Source organism: Aquimarina sp. AU119, from assembly GCF_900312735.1.
GTDB classification, from domain to species: domain Bacteria; phylum Bacteroidota; class Bacteroidia; order Flavobacteriales; family Flavobacteriaceae; genus Aquimarina; species Aquimarina algiphila.
In genome coordinates this window covers 84,548-105,124 of record NZ_OMPF01000016.1, presented here as the reverse complement: position 1 = coordinate 105,124, position 20,577 = coordinate 84,548, and the positions used below count along the sequence as shown (strand labels likewise).

The 20,577-nt window shown below is 32.5% G+C and carries 8 protein-coding genes; 1 reads left to right on the top strand and 7 read right to left on the bottom strand.

Annotation, left to right across the window (positions count from 1 at the left end; all coding sequences use genetic code 11):
- Positions 1 to 676 precede the first annotated feature (676 nt).
- From DK442_RS15325 to DK442_RS15300, 6 genes are all read right to left on the bottom strand, one after another.
- Positions 677 to 2,920 (bottom strand): glycoside hydrolase family 3 C-terminal domain-containing protein, encoded by a 2,244-nt coding sequence (locus tag DK442_RS15325; protein ID WP_109436772.1) that lies wholly within the window; start codon positions 2,918 to 2,920, stop codon positions 677 to 679.
- Positions 2,921 to 3,119: 199 nt separating this feature from the next.
- Positions 3,120 to 6,425: a VCBS repeat-containing protein gene (locus tag DK442_RS15320; RefSeq protein ID WP_109436771.1), complete on the bottom strand. Its 3,306-nt coding sequence runs from the start codon at positions 6,423 to 6,425 to the stop codon at positions 3,120 to 3,122.
- A gap of 182 nt (positions 6,426 to 6,607) precedes the next feature.
- Positions 6,608 to 8,137 (bottom strand): glycan-binding surface protein, encoded by a 1,530-nt coding sequence (locus DK442_RS15315; protein ID WP_160114207.1) that lies wholly within the window; start codon positions 8,135 to 8,137, stop codon positions 6,608 to 6,610.
- A 30-nt stretch (positions 8,138 to 8,167) separates the two neighbouring features.
- On the bottom strand, positions 8,168 to 10,060 hold the full coding sequence (locus DK442_RS15310) for a RagB/SusD family nutrient uptake outer membrane protein (RefSeq protein ID WP_109436769.1): 1,893 nt from the start codon (positions 10,058 to 10,060) through the stop codon (positions 8,168 to 8,170).
- A 13-nt stretch (positions 10,061 to 10,073) separates the two neighbouring features.
- Positions 10,074 to 13,241 carry a TonB-dependent receptor gene (locus DK442_RS15305; RefSeq protein WP_109436768.1) on the bottom strand — a complete coding sequence of 1,056 codons (3,168 nt, stop codon included), beginning with the start codon at positions 13,239 to 13,241 and terminating at the stop codon, positions 10,074 to 10,076.
- An 828-nt stretch (positions 13,242 to 14,069) separates the two neighbouring features.
- On the bottom strand, positions 14,070 to 15,419 hold the full coding sequence (locus DK442_RS15300) for a family 43 glycosylhydrolase (protein WP_109436767.1): 1,350 nt from the start codon (positions 15,417 to 15,419) through the stop codon (positions 14,070 to 14,072).
- Between the two features lie 273 nt (positions 15,420 to 15,692).
- Between DK442_RS15300 and DK442_RS15295 the strand changes: the two genes are divergently transcribed.
- Positions 15,693 to 17,204, top strand: a complete 1,512-nt coding sequence (locus tag DK442_RS15295; RefSeq protein WP_109436766.1) for an arylsulfatase — start codon at positions 15,693 to 15,695, stop codon at positions 17,202 to 17,204.
- A gap of 204 nt (positions 17,205 to 17,408) precedes the next feature.
- Here the strand turns inward: DK442_RS15295 and DK442_RS15290 are convergent, their stop codons facing one another.
- Complete coding sequence (locus tag DK442_RS15290; RefSeq protein ID WP_109436765.1) at positions 17,409 to 20,573, bottom strand: glycoside hydrolase family 2 TIM barrel-domain containing protein; 3,165 nt, start codon at positions 20,571 to 20,573, stop codon at positions 17,409 to 17,411.
- Positions 20,574 to 20,577: the final 4 nt, after the last annotated feature.

The window sequence follows — 20,577 nt, the reverse complement described above, 5'->3', positions numbered from 1 at the left end:
TTAAATTATAGTTTAGTTAAGGCATAATGATATTATGTTTTGATTGTAATGCTTCAAAACATAATTCTAAATTGATATGCATTTTTATAATTCATTACTATGTTGATTAATTAAGACAAATGTTTCTTAACGAAAACGTTTTCGTATAAAGCAATAGATCTTCTGTTAACACAAATAAATTGTGAAAACTATTAAAAATTTGGTTTAAAAAATTAATTATCGCTTCTATGCATCAGAAGCTTTTTTTGATCTGCAGATTTTAAAATAAATTGTATTTAACTTATGTTTTAATACTTACAATATAACAAAAATTTATCGGTTAAGTATTTGTTAAATAGAATATTACATTGGTTTGGGTGTATTATTGTAATAAATGTAATAAATACATTAATTCGTTAAATATTTTTCAAACATTTCGTTTAGCATAGGATGTCTTTTGGCTCATTTTTATTGAAAAAAAGAAAAATAGAGTCTCATTCAAAAAATAAAATAAATTATCTATTTCAGAATAATCATTTATTCATAATATCCCTTGTAAATTTCTTATTGATTAAAAAGATTATTTATTAATATAACATTTAATACTTAATGCTTACGTCTGATTTTATTTCGGAATTTTAATTTTTAATTTCCAGGTTTAAAATTAACTTTAGGTATAAAACATACCTCCAGTCAGCTATTTTTTAATATTTATTTCTTTTGTAATTACAGGTGTAGCACCTAGATCCTGACTTCGTTGAGAAGGTAGCGTTCCACCAACATAGATTGTATAATTTCCATCTCTTAAAATTTCCTTGCCATTTTCATCAAATTGATTGAAATTATCTATATTTAGTTTAAAAGTTATATTTTTTGTTTCACCAGGTTTAAGTTTTTCTCTTTTAAATGACTTTAGGTCATAAATGGGATCTCCTTTACCAGCAAGAGGAGAGCTTATGTATAATTGAACGACTTCTTCGGCTTCGATATTTCCTGTATTGCTTATTTGTGCTGATACATTAAATTGATCATCTATAGCTAAATTCTTATATTGAAATTGAGTATATGATAATCCAAAACCAAATGGATACAATGGCTCTTGAATCATGTATTTATAAGTTCTACCTTTCATATCATAATTTTCATATGGAGGCAATTGATCTACTGATTTAGGAAAAGTAATTGGAAGTTTTCCTGAAGGAACAACATCACCGAATAAGACATCTGCAACAGCATTACCACCTTCTTCACCAGGATACCAAACAAAAAGAATAGCATCTGCTAAATCATGAATTTCTGGAATTGCAATAGGACTACCTCCAGTTAAAACCAGAATTAATGGATTGTCACTATCCTTTTTTAATTTTTTGATATAATCGATTTGATTTTGAGGTAATTTTAAGCTAGTTCTGTCACCTTTTTCAGAAGAGGCCAAAGCTTCACCTTCTTCGCCTTCTAATAGAGCAGATATTCCCATAACAGCAATACAAACATCAGCCTTTTTTGCTTCCCCAGTAGACCAGTCAATAGGGTTTACATTATCTCTAAATGGTAAAACACCAGATTTATAGTTGATACTTGTTCCCGGACTAACTTTTCCTACGATACCATCCAAGATAGTTTGTGTACTACTTGTTACACCATAATAATTACCAAGTAGTACTTCTTCATTAGAAGCATTAGGACCAACTATATATGCTGTTCGAATATCTTTTTTTATAGGAAGTACATTGTTTTTATTCTTAAGTAAAACAATAGATTTCTGAGCAGTTTCAAGTGCTATTTTTCTGTGCTTATCAGAATCAATAACATCTGCTTTTATAGTATCGTAGAGGTTTGAACCAATGGGATCAAAGAGCCCAAGTTTAAAACGAGTTAATAAATTTTCTTTGAGTCTTTGATTTAATAATTCTTCAGTAATTAACCCTTGATTTAAAGTACTTTTTATATTAGAATATACGTTTCCGCAGTTTATATTAGTACCACTTTTAAGCGCAAGTGCGGTTGATTCTTCTTGGGTATTGGTTACTTTATGATAGGTATGAAAATCGGCTATTGCCCAACAATCAGATACTATATATCCATTAAAACCCCAGTCTTTTCTCAATATATCTTGTAACAGGTAAGGGCTACCAGAACATGGTTCTCCATTTGTTCTATTATAAGCGCCCATCACACCTTCGACCTTTGCTTCTTGAACTAGTGCCTTAAACGCTGGTAAATATGTTTCAAAAAGATCTTTTTTTGAAACTACTGCATCAAATTCATGTCTTAATTCTTCTGGGCCAGAATGAACTGCGTAGTGTTTGGCGCAAGCTGCTGCTTTCATGTATTTTGGATGATCCCCTTGTAGACCTTTTACAAAAGAGACACCTATTCGACTTGTTAAGAAAGGGTCTTCTCCATAGGTTTCTTGTCCACGTCCCCATCTTGGATCTCTAAAAATATTAACATTAGGAGACCAAAATGTTAACCCAGCATATCTACTTCGGTTTCCAATTTTAATAGCTTCATTATATTTTGCTCTCGCTTCATCAGAGATAGCATTTCCCACTCGTTGTATTAAATTTTCATCAAATGTAGCTCCAAAAGCAATTGCTTGAGGAAAAACGGTAGCTCTACCATTTCGAGCCACACCATGTAAAGCTTCATTCCACCAATTGTATTCTGGAATATCTAAACGCTCAATAGCAGGGCAAACGTCTAACATCTGAGAAGCTTTTTCTTCTAAAGTAAGTTCGCTAATTAATGCATCCGCACGTTCTTCATTTGATAACGTAATATCTTGCCATTTATATTTTGGTGGTGTAGATGATTCTTTACTAGGTGCTTTTTCTATTTGTATTGGTTTTTCTTTGGTATCAGTATTACAGTTATAAAAAACTAAAGAGATGGTTACAAATAAAATAGTTTTAAAAAGAGTAGGTAGGTTTGATCTCATAAGATGTGCGTAGTCAGTTTTTAATTATATCATAAATCTGCAATTATTTTAAGAATTTCTAAATTACAGATGTTTGTTTTTGTAGAACAAATGTTTTTTAACCATCTATGCTATTTTTTCTTTTTAATGCTTGGTATGTTGTTCCTGTATTTTTTATACAAAAATCAGAGGTGTATCATAACAGATATTGGTTTGAAGATTAATTGACGATATAGCATTTTAGATGACTATTATTAGATGCAACAAGAACTCCATTTTTATTATTTGATAATTTAATTTTTTTAATGTTTTTAACATTATAAGGAATAAAAAGACCACTTTGATGATAGCTTTGAGCTTTAAATTTTCCTGTTTTAGTACCTAAAAGGACAAGTCCAATAGATGCATCTGATCTGGTAGTTTCTATTTCAACTTCAAAACGATTTCCCCCAAGCAACATATCTTTTATACCATCTTGATTAAAATCATCAATAATAATCCCGTTAATAACAGAGAATTGTGCTTGTGTCGGTAGCTCTTTAATTATGAATTTGCCATTGTCATTTATTAGGAAAATACTTGCAAATATTTCCGCTTGATATTTTAAAGCAGATTCTTGGTCTTTGCCTATGATGTCAAATAATCCTGCATTTGCAAATTCTTTATAGGATTGAAACTTTTTTTCTAAACCAGGAAGTTGTTCTGTAGAACATTGTTTTCCTCTAATAGGTACTAGTTTATCATCCAGTTTTTTGGCAAGAAAAACATCTTGAGTTCCATTTTGGTCATAGTCGCTAGCAAATATATAGAAAGGCTTTTCTGTTGAGGCCTTAAATTTATAGTTTAACCCCAGATTACCGACTACAAAATCCATGTCTCCATCATTATCAATATCATTAGCTTCGATACGATTCCACCATCCGTGTGTTTTTGCAAGTCCCAAATCATCTGTGATATCATTGTACTTTCCGTTTTTCCATTTGAAGACATGTATTTTCATCCATTCTCCAACAATTAATAATTCTTTATCTTGATCAGTATCTATATTACTACTAATTGCAGAAGTAACCATACCTAAATCTTTTAATTCTGGAGCAATAGTGTTTGTTACGTCGATAAATTTTCCATTTCTGTTTTCCAAGATAAAACTTGATGAAGGTTTAGGATACTTTCTTGGTGTGTGTCGACTTCCTATGAATAAATCCAGATCTCCATCATTATCAAAATCTATAGGAACCAAACAAGAACCACTAGTGTTTATTTGAGGTAAACTAGATGACTTTGTAAAATTGCCAGAACCATTGTTTAAGTATAAACGATCGTTGTAAAATTTATTTTCAGACTCGAATTCATTACCACCACTAACTACATATAAATCCAAATCGTTATCGTTATCGACATCAAAAAAGGAAGCAAAAACATCTTCTTGTTCCTGATCGTTCACTAACTCAGGTTGCTCTTTTATTATAAATTTGCTATCCTTTGTTTGAAGATAGATTTGAGAAGAATAACCTTTACTTCCGCCTAGAAAAAAATCTTCTAGCCCATCATTGTTGATATCACCTATGGCAAGGGCAGGTCCTAAAGTAGAAAGTTTATGGGGCAACAAAATTTGATTTTTATAATCATCATATTCATTTTCTATATGATGTAAAGGAGATTTAAAAATTTCATTAGTTATATCTGTTAATAACTGAGATTTGTTTTTTTCTTCCTTAATCGCAGTATGAATAGCATTTTTATACTTAATTACTATTTGTTGATTTACATTGATATCTCTTAAAATATTTTGTTTTCCATCCGTCCAAACTACAGATAAAGAATCAATAGTTTTTATTTGACCCAATCCGAAATGTACTATAGGAGCTACAGAAGATAAATATCCTCTTACGGTTTTAAAATCTTTAAATTGAATACTATCTTGATGAAAAATAGTAATTTTTGCACCCAAACCATTTGAATTTAACTTTGGTCCATTTAATTTTACTTTCAGGAAATTATTTTTGGTAAGGTTTTCGGTTGTGTTTTGATAGATAAATGCTTCATCATCTATGTTATTAACAACTAAATCTAAATCTCCATCATTATCTAAGTCTCCATATGCGGCGCCATTAGAGAAACTTAAATCTTTTAAACCCCAGTCGGTTGCTCTATTTGTAAATGATAAATCACCTTGGTTTTCGAATATGTAATTTCGAAGTTTAACCGATGGGTATAAATTAACTACTTCTTTAATAATTTGGTTGGGAGTTTTATTTCTATCAACAGGTTTTGAAGTGTATTCATTTCTTTTGTTATTAGCATCTCTATCCCATAAATCTCTTTTATATCCGTTAGATACAAAAATATCATTATCGCCATCGTTATCAAAATCTGCTCCCAAACATGCCCAACTCCAATCTGTACTATTAACACCAGCAAGTTGACTTACATCACTAAAAAAACCATTGCCATTATTTAAGTTTAATACATTGTGCATGTATTGATTATAGAATCCATGTTTGAGTATTTTATTGTATGATTGGACATCCATTGGAGCCATTGTGGTTTTAGCACGAACATAATCATTGGGATACATATCTAATGAAAAAAGATCCTCAAAGCCATCATTATTTACATCGACAGCATCCACTCCCATAGTAAAGTAAGAAATATGATTAGAAAATTGATCAATCTGTTCATTAAAAACACCAACACCTTTGTTTTTGAAATAATAGTCATTTTCAAAAAAATCATTTCCAACATAGATATCAGTATGCCCATCTTTATCAAGATCGCTAGTAACTATTCCGAGACCATACCCTAAAGTATTTGTTATACCATTTGTACTACTAACATCTATAAATTTTCCATTATCATTTTTATAAAGTTTGTCACTATAATTATTTGGTATTTGTTTTTTACCTTTTACGACTGCTTCTATTCCTAAAAAGAATTGATTAGGTCTATTAGTAACATATAAATCTAGGTCGTTATCATTATCCATATCAAAAAAGGAAGCCATTAAAGAGAATCCATGATCTGCAATTCCATAAAATTGCGCTTCTTCTTTAAATGTAGCATTACCTTGATTTATATACAGTAGGTTTTTTCGATTTTGTTTGGTTTCATTCCATCCGCCAACAGTGATATAGATATCCAAAAGATTATCTCCATTAACATCTGCCATAACGACTCCGTTATGCCATGCTTTTTTTTGTTTAATACCAGACTTGATTGTAATATCTTCGAAAGTAAAATCACCTTTATTTAGATATAGTTTATCCTCAACTTGATTTCCTACAAAATAAATATCAGATAATCCATCATTATTAATATCCCCAATGGCAACTCCTGCACCGTTATATGCATAGTTGAACACACCAAAAAAATTGTTATAATCTTCAGAAATACTGTTGTTAAAGGTAATATTGGTCTTACTTTGATCAAGTAACGTGAATAAAGTAGAGGAGGAGGTAGGGGTATTTTCTGTTTTTGACTTAGAACAACCAATGATTAGGAAGAATAGGAAAATATATTTATACATAATGAAATAAAAAAGGTTGTAAATTAAGAGTCTTTAATTTACATAAATTTAAATGATCTAGATTTGATATAAATAAAAAAATGTTGAGCTTCTCAATTTTTGTAATTTATGGTAAAAAATATGGCCGCTAAGAAATAACGACCATATTTAAAATTAGATTAAAGTTATATGTTGAATAGAAACTATTCTTCTACTTTATTTATTACAAAGTTATCTAAACGAATTTCTACGGGATCAATACCAGCCGCAGTAATAATTTGGAATTGTAAGCGTCCTAAGAAATCATCTGGACCTACAAACCCAGTACCACCTGCACCTAATAAAGGTATTGTAAAAGTATGCCATTGTCCATCTCTTGTTAAATTATTTGGGCCAATGAACGCTCTAAAGTCATTAAATCCAACACCTGAGCCGGTTAATCTTATGTTCATCTCAGCACCTGTCCACGCTGCCGGAACATTATAATCAAATTGAAGACTCAATCTAGTTCCAGGACCAGGGACAGAAATCGAATTGGCTGGTGAGAAAAGTTCAAAACGGGTATCGCCTGTAGCAACAGCAGTCGGGGTAGTTACGCCTATGGCAAAATTACTACCATTGCCTGCAGGACTAACAGCTTGTACTACAAGACCAGCTGGTGTTGGGAAAGGTCCCCAAAACGAATTATCCTCAAAGGTAGGATCGGTGTTTACAAAAAGATTAGCACTAAAAGTTTCAATTACTGTTGCCGGTAAAGATGGTGCCGGAGCAAGATCTGAAGATGTTAAATTATTTGCAGTATATGCTAACGTCGCAACTTGAGTGTTTTTAATATTTAAGGTTGGAGTAACAATAATGTTTGCTGCATTATTTGGATCTATTACCGCTGAACTAATTGTAGCAGGAGTACCATCTACTATAAGTGTATAACTGGATATAGGATCTAATGATGACGGATCTAAATCTCTAGAAAAACGTAATGTAATTTCACCGGCTTCATTTTCTTGTAGATCGGTTTCTAATAAAAGAGGCTGTGAAGAAGGGACTACTTCAAAATCGAGTGATGCAAAGTCCTGCGAAAAAGGCTCTTCATCAAAAGCTTTAAGTCTTGCAGTATAAGAACCCAAAGAAGTAAATCTTTCATTTTCGACATTAATAGTTTTAATAGTATCTCCTTTGATAGTATTAGTAGTGTTATTAAAAATAACCCACTCAGCACTCTCTAATTCACTACTGGTGTTTGTAAAATTGGCTAAACTCCCAGCTTCTAATTGGAAGGTGCCATCAACTTCTGGAATATCAGTAGTAAAACTAGCAGTGATCTGGTCAAGAACATTAAATGTGTATGTTTCTATTGCTGCCGGTCCTGGAACTGATTTTTCAAATTTTGGTGTTAAGACTACTTCTACAGTAGTTCCTCCTTCTAGAAAAGCAAGGCTAAATTTTTCTAGAGTTGTAGAAGTATTATTATCTTGCCCTATAATATCTACTGCACCTCCAGAAATGTTCCAGGTTCTACCACTAGAAAGTGGTGATAGATCTGTGAAATCCACAATACTTGTATTTACACGAACATCTATGGTTTCTCCTGTACGACCTCTATCAAAGCTATTAATACCAATAGCTCTACCTGCTGTAGTACCTCCGGGCTCTTCATATTCATTCGTAGTACATGACAAAATCGCAATGAAACAAAAACAAATATATATTACGTTTTTAGATATGTTTTTCATAATTCACAATTTTTATAAATAATATTATTATTAGTTTCCAGAATTTAATCCTGGATTCTGTATAAGTTCCTGAGCAGGAATTGGGAAAAAGTAATCTTGCTCGTTAAAATTGACTTTTCTCTGTCTAAAATCTTGAAGTGAGTTATCAATGAATTCTGGAAGTTGCTCAAAATTTTGCACGTCAAATGTTGTGGTAGTATATATAACTTCGCCTAATTGTCTAATTCTCTCAACACCAGTTCCTATATTTGCAGGTCTTCTTCTTAAATCATGCCAACAGATACCTCTTCCTTCCCAGGCAAATTCTGCAGGGCGTTCCTTATTAAATAAATGGCGGAGTATGTTTGTGGCGTTTAGAGCTTGTGGTTCTATTTTAAGAGTTGGATCTAAACCATCATTTATGGTATTGATTTCAGCTATTTTTTCATTAGCTTCTACCATAGTATCAGCAGGATCTGGTCTTAAATCTGGAAATGTGTTTAAAATGATAGGAGCTGTTGGTACGCCATTAAACAAATTTTCTAAAGTTACTAATCCAGATCGTTGTCTTACCATATTAATGTATGTAAGAGCATCAGGTACTCCAGCATCACCTTGACTTCTCAGGAGTGCTTCTGCGTACATAAGAAGTACATCTGCATAACGTATTACTCGCTCGTTAATCCCAGAATTATTTAGCTCTGCGCTTTCCAAAATATTCATAAACTTTTTTGTTTGACCTCTAGAAACAACCCTAACAAAACCATTTGCTCCTCTTGTTGTAATACCATAGAATAAAGTACCATCACCTTCATAAGCCATTGAAGCTTCACTTCTAACAGAAAACCTTCTGTCTTCTTGAATAATGAATGCGGCGTTATCTGCTTCGTTATTATCAGGATCATATCCATCTTCATAAACATTTACCAGTGGAGTATTTATAGGTGCACTTGGATCAAGAACCTCATTTCGATAAAGAGAAGAGATAAAATGAGTAGCAAATACATTACTAAAACCACCAAAACCTCTAGCCCAAGATTTTGATCTTAGTGTAGATTCGTCATTGTTTCTACCTTCACCATCACCAAAAGCACCATCATCTTCTACATTAACAAAAAATTGTACTTCAAAAATAGATTCTCTATTATGTTCTCCTGCTTCGTTAAAGTTATCTCCTATATTTTCAGTAAGTTGATATTGACCAGAATCGATTACTTTTTTAAACTCTTCTGCCGCTCTTGTGAAATTTTCTTCATATAAGTATACTTTTCCAAGAATAGAAGTTGCAGCGCCCCAAGTTGCTCTACCTTGAAGGCCTTCGTTTGCCCAATCTGATCTACCTGTAAGGTTTTCCTGTGCTTTTAATAGATCATCGATGATCTGTTCGAACACTTGCGCTTTTGGTACTGCGGTACCTCTAGTCTCTTCAAGGTTAGAAGCAGCCACCAATGGGTAAGGAACATTACCTTGATTAAATGTTGTTCCTAGCCAAAACATAGCTATTCCTCTAAGGAAATAGGCTTCACCAAGTATTTCTCTTTTGGCAGTTTCATCCATTTCTATGTTTGGAACATTTTCTAATACTTGATTAGCTCTAAATATTACACGGTATAAATCTCTCCACATCGTAAATATTCTATTATTGGCAGAGTTAACTAAAGCATCATCAATTTCGATAGTTTCAGGACTATCACCTACATTTCCAATTCTACCAGATTCAGATAATAGTGCAAAACTAATGACAGAAGATCCTCCCATAACACCACTAAATTGAAGAGCACTATATACTGAGTAAATACCTGCTTCAGCATCATTTTGATTCCGCCAGAAATTCCCTGCGTTTAAAGAGTTTCTGTTTTCAACATCTAATAAATCATCTTGTTTACAGCTTGATACTGAAGTTAAGATACTTATTATGGTTAAAATTATAAATATTTTTTTCATTTGTCTATTTTTTTTAAAATCCTATTTCTAATCCAATTCTACCTGAAGCTGTGATAGGTGTTAATCCTCTATCTAAACCTCTAGAGAATAAACCATCACCACCAACCTCTGGATCAAAACCAGTATAGTCAGTTATAGTAAGTAGATTTGATGCTCCAAGGTATATTCTCAGTTTTGAAATACCATTTTTTTCTAAAATATCTTTTGGTAAACTATACCCTAACTGAATATTTCTAAGGCGTATATAATCTCCATCTTCTAAAAATATGTCTGTTACAGGTGAATAACTTATAGCAGACCCTCCTCTTCGACTAATAGGAATATCGGTAGTTGTATTGGTAGGAGTGTAAGCAAATAATAAATCTCTATGATTTTGAGCATCATATGCTAATGCCTTAGGACCATTTATGATTTTACTACCATAAGAACCAAACCATGACATATTAAAATCAAAGTTTTTATAATCTAGATTTACATTTAAACCTATTTCAAAATCTGGAGTATTGTTACCTTTATAAACTCTGTCATTTGTAAAATCAATAGTACCATCTCCATTTGAATCAACGAGTCTTGCATCTCCAATCTGTGCTCCATCTGCAAGGCCACCAAGTAATTGATATTCGTCAAGTTCTTCTTGGGTACGTATAATACCATCTGTATCTAATAAAAAGAAAGCACCTGCCTGAAACCCTTCTCTTGCAAAATTAAGAGGTTCATCAGCAAGTCTATTATTTCCAGGTGTAATTCTTTCTCCAGTGATTTGAGATGTTTGACCGTTCAATCTTGTTACTTCGTTTCTGTTTGTAGTGAACGTACCATTGATTCCCCATTTAAGTTGATGAGCATTGTTTTTGTAGCCCACACTAAATTCAAATCCTTTATTTGTCATGGCACCAACATTACTAGCTATAACCGATGGTTGATTATTTCCAGCTGGGTCAGCACCAGCAGAAGCAGGAATAACAAGATTAAAAAGTAAATCATCTTTTTCTACTTCATAATATTCTCCTACTATAGTTAAAGCATTATTAAACAAATTAAGATCTAAACCAAGGTTTTTGGATATACTGGTTTCCCATTGTAAATCTGCATTGCTTATTGCAGTTTGATTTAATCCAGAAAGAACATTATCCCCTGTACCTAAAGGAACATTTAAATTGTTAGCTACTAATGGGATTGTTTGAAAATCTGTAATATTTTGATTACCAACTTCACCATAACTAGCTCGTATTTTCATATCATTGATAAAAGAAAGAAAAGAGGCATTTTTAAAAAATTCTTCTCTACTAATGTTCCAAGCCAATGAAGCACCATAGAACACACCAATTCTATTGCCATCTGCAAATTTACTAGATCCATCCGCTCTTACATTTGCTCTAAGCAAATACTTACCGTCATAATTATACCCTAACGTTCCTAGAGTTGAAACTAAAGCAGATTCTGTGTCTTGACCTTGTGCTGTAACATTATCAGGATCGTTAGACTGGTTAATTGTTGGAAGGTCGTTGGTTACAAAGTTTTCTACATTTGTTCGCGTTGATGCAAATAATCTATTTTCTACAGTGTACCCTCCTAATAAAGATAACTTATGCTTTCCAAATTGTTTATTGTAGTCTAAAATTCCTTCAACCGAAGTTTGTTCGAAAGTAGTAGTAGATTCCTGAAGCGTAGCGATAGCCTGTCGTTCTCTACCTACTAATATATCTCCATTTTCATCAGTGAAACGAAAAGACGGGTTGAAAAATATCCCTCTGGTTTGAGTTCTGTTTCCACTAAGGTTTAATCTGGCAGATAAACCATCAACTAATTCATATCTAAATTGAAGAGTTCCCCCTGCAGAGTTACTCTCATTGGTACTAATTTGCTCAATTTTTCTTAATATGTTTCCTAAAACATTAAATTGATCAAGACTACCAGGCACTTGATTTCCGTCTCCTACTCTTTCGGGGCCTTGTTCTGTAGCTGGAGCTACAATAGCGTCATATAATAAAGCCCAAGGTTCTCTATTAGCATCTGATCTACTTAAATTCATACTAGAAAATAAAGAAAACTTTCCTTTCTTGAAATTACTATTGATCCTTAAATTCGTACGTTTAAAGTCTGAATTTATATAAACACCATCTTGATTAAGATGATCTAAAACTAAACTAAAGTTAGCAACATCACTACCTCCAGAGAGCCTGAAGTTATAATTAGTAGATATTGCATCGTCATTAAGTATGATATCTTGCCAGTCGGTATTATTTTCAAAAGCATCTGGGTTTGTTGTTAAAATACCAGAACTTTGAAATGATAACCCAGAATTTTCTATAAACTGAATGTTTTGAGCTATAAATTCTGGACCAGTTAATGTAGGTACGCTAGATGTTATCCTATTAATTGATGTAAAAGTAGAAAAATCAAACTTTAGACTTCCTGGTTTAGCTCGTTTTGTCGTAATTATAATAACTCCTCCTGATGCTCTAGAACCATAAATAGCAGCAGTTGCTGCATCTTTAAGAACCTCGATAGACTCAATCTCATTAGGACTAATATTCGGATTATCAGAAAAAGGAACACCATCTATAACATATAATGGTCCTAAAGTGTTATTAGCAGGATTTATTTCGCCATCAAGAGGGTTTAAACCTGCCGTTCCTGTACTGGAAAGAGAATTCGCTCCACGAATTTGAATATTTACCCTTGCTCCTGGAGCACCGCTTGATGCCTGCACGTTTACTCCGGCCAATTGCCCTTGTAATGCCTCAGCAAAATTTCCTACTGCTTGCCTTTCTAGTACTTCACTTTTTACAGAACTAATAGAACCAGAAATTTCTCTTTTGGATTGCGCCTGATATCCTACTACAATTACTTCATCTAATTCTGAAATATTTGCTGTCAAGGATACATTGATTGTGGACTCAGTTCCAATTATTACCTCTTTACTGTTAAAACCAACGGATGAAAAAACCAAGATCTCGCCAATATTAGCTGTTACTTCGTATAATCCATCAAAATCTGAAACAGTACCGTTTTGAGTACCTTTGACTATGACGTTAACTCCCAACAAAGGATTCCCTCCTTCTGTTACTGTACCACTTACAGTAATCGATTGCGCTTGCATTACACCAAAGCTCATTGCTAATAAAAACAAAACAGTATAGCTTTTATGCTTGCAGTTAGCAAGTAAATTGAATTTCATACTTTATAATTTTTGTGTTTAAATTTTTAGACTTTCCAATTATCCTAACAAAAATTCATATAAATTGATATAATGCGAGTAACATATGTCTTAATTCGTAAGACATATGTTTAATTTCTTAAAATAAGTTAAATTATTGAAGTTTATATATATATCTGGTTAAAAAAATCATGAATTACTAACTGTTTTTGTGCATTGTTAATGCTTTGGTAACCCTGTTTTTTGAATGATAAATATCTGGTTTTCAACATTTAATAAAAGTGCGTGAAGAGTGTTTTATTATATTGTTAAAAAATACTATTACTTACAAGAAAACGATTTTGTTTTAACATAGAGAGTGTGTAAATAATTACTATATATGAAATTATTTATTAAACATATGGTGTATTTTTATGCGTATTTATGTTTTTTAGTCGAAAATTACAATTAAAAATTACGCAGTAACGATATTGTGAAAATTATATGCTTATAAATAGTATTGAATACATATTCATATCATAATGAAAGAAGACATTTATTATTATAATGAAGTATGTCGTCTTCAACAATGCTTTATAATGACGAGAAAAATATATAAGTGTTTCATTAAATAAATAGAAAAGTAAATATTATAATGATGAAACCACTATATAATTACTATGTGTTTAATGATTTGTAAAAGATAGGGTTAATAGCCTGATTGGCGTTAAGAAAAAGAAAAACCTATCCGTTTTTGTGTTAATTTGATATGAATTTACCTAATGGAGTGAACTATTGTTTTTAATTCGTAGTTTTTTAGTATTTGATTCGTTGAGAATAAAAAATACTAATAGTGGTTATATTTAATGTCTATTCGAACTTAATCCAATCTATATTATATAAATATCCTTTAGAACCTTTAAAAGTGACAAATATATTTTTCACACCTTTGGTTTGATTTACAAAAGGTACAGTAATTTCCTTCCAAGAATCCCATCCGCCAGTATTTTCAACTTGTACTTTTGCTAGTAAAAGACCTCTTGGGTTATCAACTCGTATTTCCATAATTCCTCCTTTAGAACCACTAGCGACCCGAGCCGTCAGTTTATTTTGCTTTCCTTTTTCAAAAAGAACATTGTCAAATTGGACCCAACCATATTCTTTAATATAATCTATTTGCCAACCTTTTGTGGGTTGATCTTTTAATAAGCTGATTTTAGCATTAACCAGATCGTTGTAGCGATCTAATTGAATAAGGTCACCCGCTTTTGGTGTTCCAATTCCGCGTAAAGTGGCAACTTTTGGAACAATACTTCCGTTTTTGTTAAATACAATTTCATCTGCTCTCATTGATCTTAATCTATTGTGATTGCTTAATGACCAATAATGATAAAATAGATACCATTTTCCCTTGTATTCAACTATAGAGTGATGATTTGTTCCATTATCTATATTTGGCATAATTACCCCTTGAAACTTGAAAGGACCCATAGGATTATTGCTAGTAGCATATTCTATTTCATAATTATTTTGATTTACACGACCCCAAGAGAAATAGTAGATTCCTTCTCTTTTAAACATAAATGAGGCTTCTCTATATCCCTCTTCAGGAATTCCTATAATATTTTCTGGTTGACCTTGTATTTCGGTCATATTATCTTTTAGTCGAGCTACTTTTAAAGCTCCAGTACCTTTTCCTCCTCCATAATAGATATATGCTTTTCCATCATCGTCTACAAATGGATTTGGATCAATACCTTGAATTCCTTTTATATAATTTTTTTCCCAACTAAAAGGTCCCGTAGGATTATCAGAAACACCAACGCCGATACGTCTAAATGCACTTTTGTCTGCGGGTATTCCTGGGTAATAATAGTAATATTTACTCCCTTTTTTAATACAATCTGGAGCCCACATTCCAAACTTATCTTTAGCTCCCCAGGGAACATCATTTTGATCTAAAGCGACACCATGATCTTTATAGTTTATCATATCTGTTGTAGAAAAAATATGATAATCTGGCATACAGAAACCATTGGATCCTTGATCTTCTGTACAACCTTCGACATCATGAGATGGATAAATATAAAGTATATCATCAAAAACACGAGCTGTCGGGTCTGCAGTATATATATGTGTTACCAATGGGTTTTGAGCCATTAAACTAGTAGTGGTAAACAAGATTAAAAATGCAGTATAAATTGTTTTAACAAAAGTCATTCACTATTTCTTAGTAATTAATTTTGCTAAAATCTTAATAGATTCGAAATGTAGGTATAACAAATGAGTAAAACCTTATGTTGTATGATTTTGGTTTACATTAAAAAGTTTTTTAAATTTTAAAATGAACATAGAGTAGTCGTTGACTTTAATTTCTTAATGAGTATTGATTAATATTCTCTTTATTTGATTAAAAGAACAACAGAAAAACACATTACTCATAACCTTATCTGCTTTTTTGAATTAATTTGTTGATTAAAATATATATAGATCATGAAAAGTAGATTTTTTATTAGCATATTAATTGTCTTATCTTCTTTGGAAGCTTTTTCTCAGGTTAAACCAAAGAAACCAAATGTAATTGTGATTTTGGCTGATGATATTGGTTTAGGAGATATATCTGGTTATAGAAGAATGCATTCAAAAAAAATTATAGTAGAAACTCCACAAATAGATCAATTAATGCAAGAAGGAATGGCATTTACAGATGCCCATTCTCCTACTGCGCTGTGTGCACCTTCTCGTTATAGTATAATGACAGGAAATAATACATACCATAGCTATGCACCTTGGGGTGTTTGGGGGTCTTATGAAAAATCACCTATTAAAGAGACTGATTTAACTATGGGGAAATTAATGAGACAAGCAGATTATAATACTGCTTTTTTTGGAAAATGGCATATGGGAGGTGATTGGTACCGTAAAGGAAGTACAACAGAAATTTATAGAGGACCTCGTTGGAAAACTCAAACAGATGTTGATGTAACCCAAATAATAAGTTCGGGTCCAAAACAAAATGGATTTGATTATAGCTTTATGTATCCTGCAGGAATACAAGATGTTCCTTATACAGTTTATGAAAATGAAAAATGGTTTCCTTTAAATAAAAATTCTAAGATTGGTTTAATTACTCAGAAAAAGATGGATAAATTAAAAGTCAAACTTGATAAGGATGAAGGTTTGGGAGACACCGAGTGGAATCCCTTTGATATGGGGCCTCTTTTAATTAATAAAGCAGTTGATTATATTAATAGAGCAAGTACAGAAAAACCTTTCTTTATGTATTACTGTACGCAAGCAGTCCATAAGCCACATACACCTTCTGAGTCACTTAATGGTAAAAAAATTAAGGGTACTACTCCTGTATATCATCTTGATATGATTGCAGAACTGGATGCTCAAATGGCAATGCTTGTTGATGCATTGAAGAAAAAAGGTGTTTATGAAAATACAGTAATCATTTTTACATCGGATAATGGGGGTTTGCCTTTTAAAGAAACGTTGGCAACAGGACACAGACCTAGTGATATTTACCGTGGCGGAAAAAATCAAATTTATGAAGGAGGACATCGGGTTCCTTTTATTGTTGTTTGGCCGGATAAGATAAAACCAAATTCAAAATCAAGTGCATTAGTATCGGGCACAGATATTATGGCAACAATAGCTGCCATATCAAATAAAAAATTGTCTAAAAATCAGGCTATGGATTCTGCAAATTTGTTACCTGTGTTTTTAGAAAATTCAGAAAAAAGCTCAAGAAAGGTATTATTAATTCAAGGGGGAACTGCCAAAAACGTAGCGTATAGAGAAGGGGAGTGGAAATTAATAGTTAAATATAAAAAGGAAGAAATAAAACCCATAGCACTCTTTAATCTAAATACATCCTCTGGCGAAAAAGAAGCAGACAACTTGATTAATTTGCCTAAATATAAAGAGAGAATTAACAGAATGTTTTTGAGTTATACCAAAATTAGAGATACAAAGACACCGAGTAGAAACTTATAACTACAATTAAAGGTTGATAGTGCCATTTTAATGTGAGGGATTTTAGTATCCTCCAAAAATAAAATTCATTCTTAGAAGCTAATATCAGGTTAAAGGGATATTTATTAAACATTCCTCCTTTAACCTGATCTTGAATTAATACTTCCAGTACTGTTAAAAGCAGAATGAAGTTTGAGATAATTGGATTTTCCAATTACAAAAGAATTATTGTACAGAAAACAAAAATGAATAATCATATTCGTTTTTGTCTAATCTATACTCGGGTTGTGCTATCGCTTTTTGACTCCAACTATCATCTCCACCAACACCCAATTGTCTATAATCGATATTTAATGTAAAAAAATCCTCATTTTTTAGATCATAGGTATGTGTGGCTTCTTCTAAGTTTTGTTGTGAATATGGCCAAATAGAAAAATCAATGGTTGGAAACCCTTTTATTCGTAAAGATTGCTGCTGCTCGCTAATAAAATCTACATACCGTACGTCACTTCTATTTCCATTTTCTTGTGGATAAATATAATCAAAGGCTAATTTGTCAGTTTCACAAGTATGTAACTCCAATTTCCCACTTTCTTTTCTATCCCAATAATTTTCATATGGACCTTTGCCATAATAACTGGTATTTTTGAATTGTTTTGGAATTGTAGTCTGCATTCCTAAACGAATGAATAGCGGTGCGGTATCTGGTTTGTTTATTTTGAAACTGACTTTGACTCCGTTTTCTAGGAAACGGTAAGTAAATTCAAATTTTGAATCAAAAGTAGAAGTACCTTCAACTATAATTGATTTTTGGCTTTTTTGAGTGCTAATCTTTTTAATAGAAAGGTCTTCTGAGAATGATTTCCATTGTTGTGCGTCTTTCACAATCTTATTTCCACGAGCTCTATCATTATCTGTAGATGCACGAACTAAATTGGGCTGTAAAGGGGACAAAATCATAGACTTCTTATTAGACTCATATGAAGTGATAAAACCTGTTTTTTTATCGACTTTGATTTCATATTTGGCTGTAGTAGCTACAATATATTCTTCGTTTTCTACAAATGTTACGTTGCTAGGTGTTTCTTTTATTTCTGAAGTTAATTTTGATAATACAAAATCTTCCCATGCGATTTCATACCCAGCATCTGCAAACATAGTTCTGTCTTTTAAAACAGCATTAATACGAATACTATATTCAATATTGGCTTCTTTAGTAAAGTTATCTACCGGAATCTTAATTATTTTTTCGGATGTAGGTTCAATATTTAGTTCTGATAATTTACCTGCTTGTATTGTTTTTCCGTTGGCTTTTAATGACCAGTTAAACTGATACTCTTTTAGGTTTGTAAAGTGATGCCAGTTCTTAACTTTTATGCTAAATTCGTTATTAGGTACTGCAGAAAACTCAATAGGTTGAAACACTTTTTTACATTCGTATAATGCTGGTTTTGGACTTTTATCAGGATTAATAATTCCGTTAATCAAAAAATTAAAACGACGAGGATCAAACCCAAAGTTTTCATTGGGATCATTTCCATATCCCCAATACGATTCTCCTTTCTTATTTTTTAATAGAATACCTTGATCTATATAATCCCAAATTGCACCTCCAATAATTCTGGGATTACTACGAGCGTCATCCAAATATTCTTTAAGACTTCCTAACGAATTTCCCATGGAGTGCATAAATTCACAGTTTATAATTGGGCGATTATCATTAGGGTCTTTGGCAAATTTTCTTAGAGTTTTTGCAGGAGCATACATTCTACTAATAACATCTACATATGATCTGTCTCTTGGGTTTAGAATATTGGTCAAATTATCCATATCTCCTTGCTTAATATATTTTGGATCGGTTGGATCTCCCTGAGCACCTTCAGAATGAACCAAACGGGTAGGATCGTAATTTTTAACCCATCCAGACATTGCAGCGTGATTTGGACCAGTGCCAGATTCATTTCCTAAGGACCAAAATATAATCGATGGATGGTTTTTATCTCGCTCTACCATTTTTATTGCTCTATCTAAAAATGAGTATGACCATTCTGGTCGGTTAGATAGTTCCCCACGCAATCCATGTGATTCTAGATTGGCCTCATCCATAACATAGATACCCAATTCGTCGCAAAGGTCATAAAGGTATGGATCATTAGGATAGTGACAAGTACGTATCAGGTTCATGTTATTTTGTTTCAGGATAGTAATATCTTCAAGCATTTCTTCGCGGCTTACAGTTTTACCACCTGTTGGGCTATGATCATGTCTGTTGACTCCATACATGATTATGCGTTTTCCATTTACAAGTAATACTCCATCTTTAACATCTATTTGTCTAAAGCCAATTTTTGTACTAGTTGCTTGAACTACTTTTCCTTCCTTTTCTAAAGTCAATATTAATGTATACCTATTAGGGTTTTCTGCACTCCATTTTTTTGGATTAGTAACCTCTGTTTCCAATAAAGCAAAATATACATTGTCTGTTTGCGGATACCATTCGTCAACTATCTTTTTTGCTGAAATTTCTAAAGGCTTTTCTAACACTGCTTTTTCACCATCTAATAAAGTTGCTTTTACGGTATAGCCATCTATTTTTACATCGGGAGCAATATTTAATTTGGGTCTGAGTTTGAGTTTAGCATTTTTATAATTTTCATCTAATGGCGTTTGTACAAACACATCGGAAATCGCAATTTTGGGCCAGGCCTGTAGGAATACCTCTCTAAAAATACCACTCATTCGCCAATTGTCCTGATCTTCTAAATATGCACCGTCACTCCAGCGATATACTTTTACAGCAATAGTGTTCTTTCCTTTTTTGATGTATTTGGTGATGTCAAATTCTGAAGTCGTATAACTCCCTTGATTATATCCTACTTCTTGCCCATTGACATACAAATAATAAGCATTTAATACTCCTCCGAAATTTATAAGTATCGTTTTATCTTCCCAATCATTGGGTATAGTAATTGTGCGTTTATATGAACCTACTGGATTATGATTATGGTCTATATAAGGTTGGTTGTTAGGAAATGGATATCCCGAATTTACATAAGTCATCTTTCCATACCCTTTCATCTCCCAACAGGACGGTACATTGATATCATCCCATTTAGACACATCATAGTCTTCTTTATAAAAATCATTAGGAGCATCTGCAGGTTTATGTACCCAGTTAAATTTCCATATTCCATTTAGTGACTTGTACCAGGGAGAATTCTCTCTGTCCAAAGTTTTGGCTTGCTCAATAGTAGGGTAGGAGTACAGGGTAGCCCTTGATGGGGCTCTGTTTTTCTGAACAACCAATGGGTTTTCCCAGTCATTGGCGTATTGTGCTTGGATATTTAGAGTAATAAAAAATAAGAGAACTATTATTGATAATGATTTCATTGTT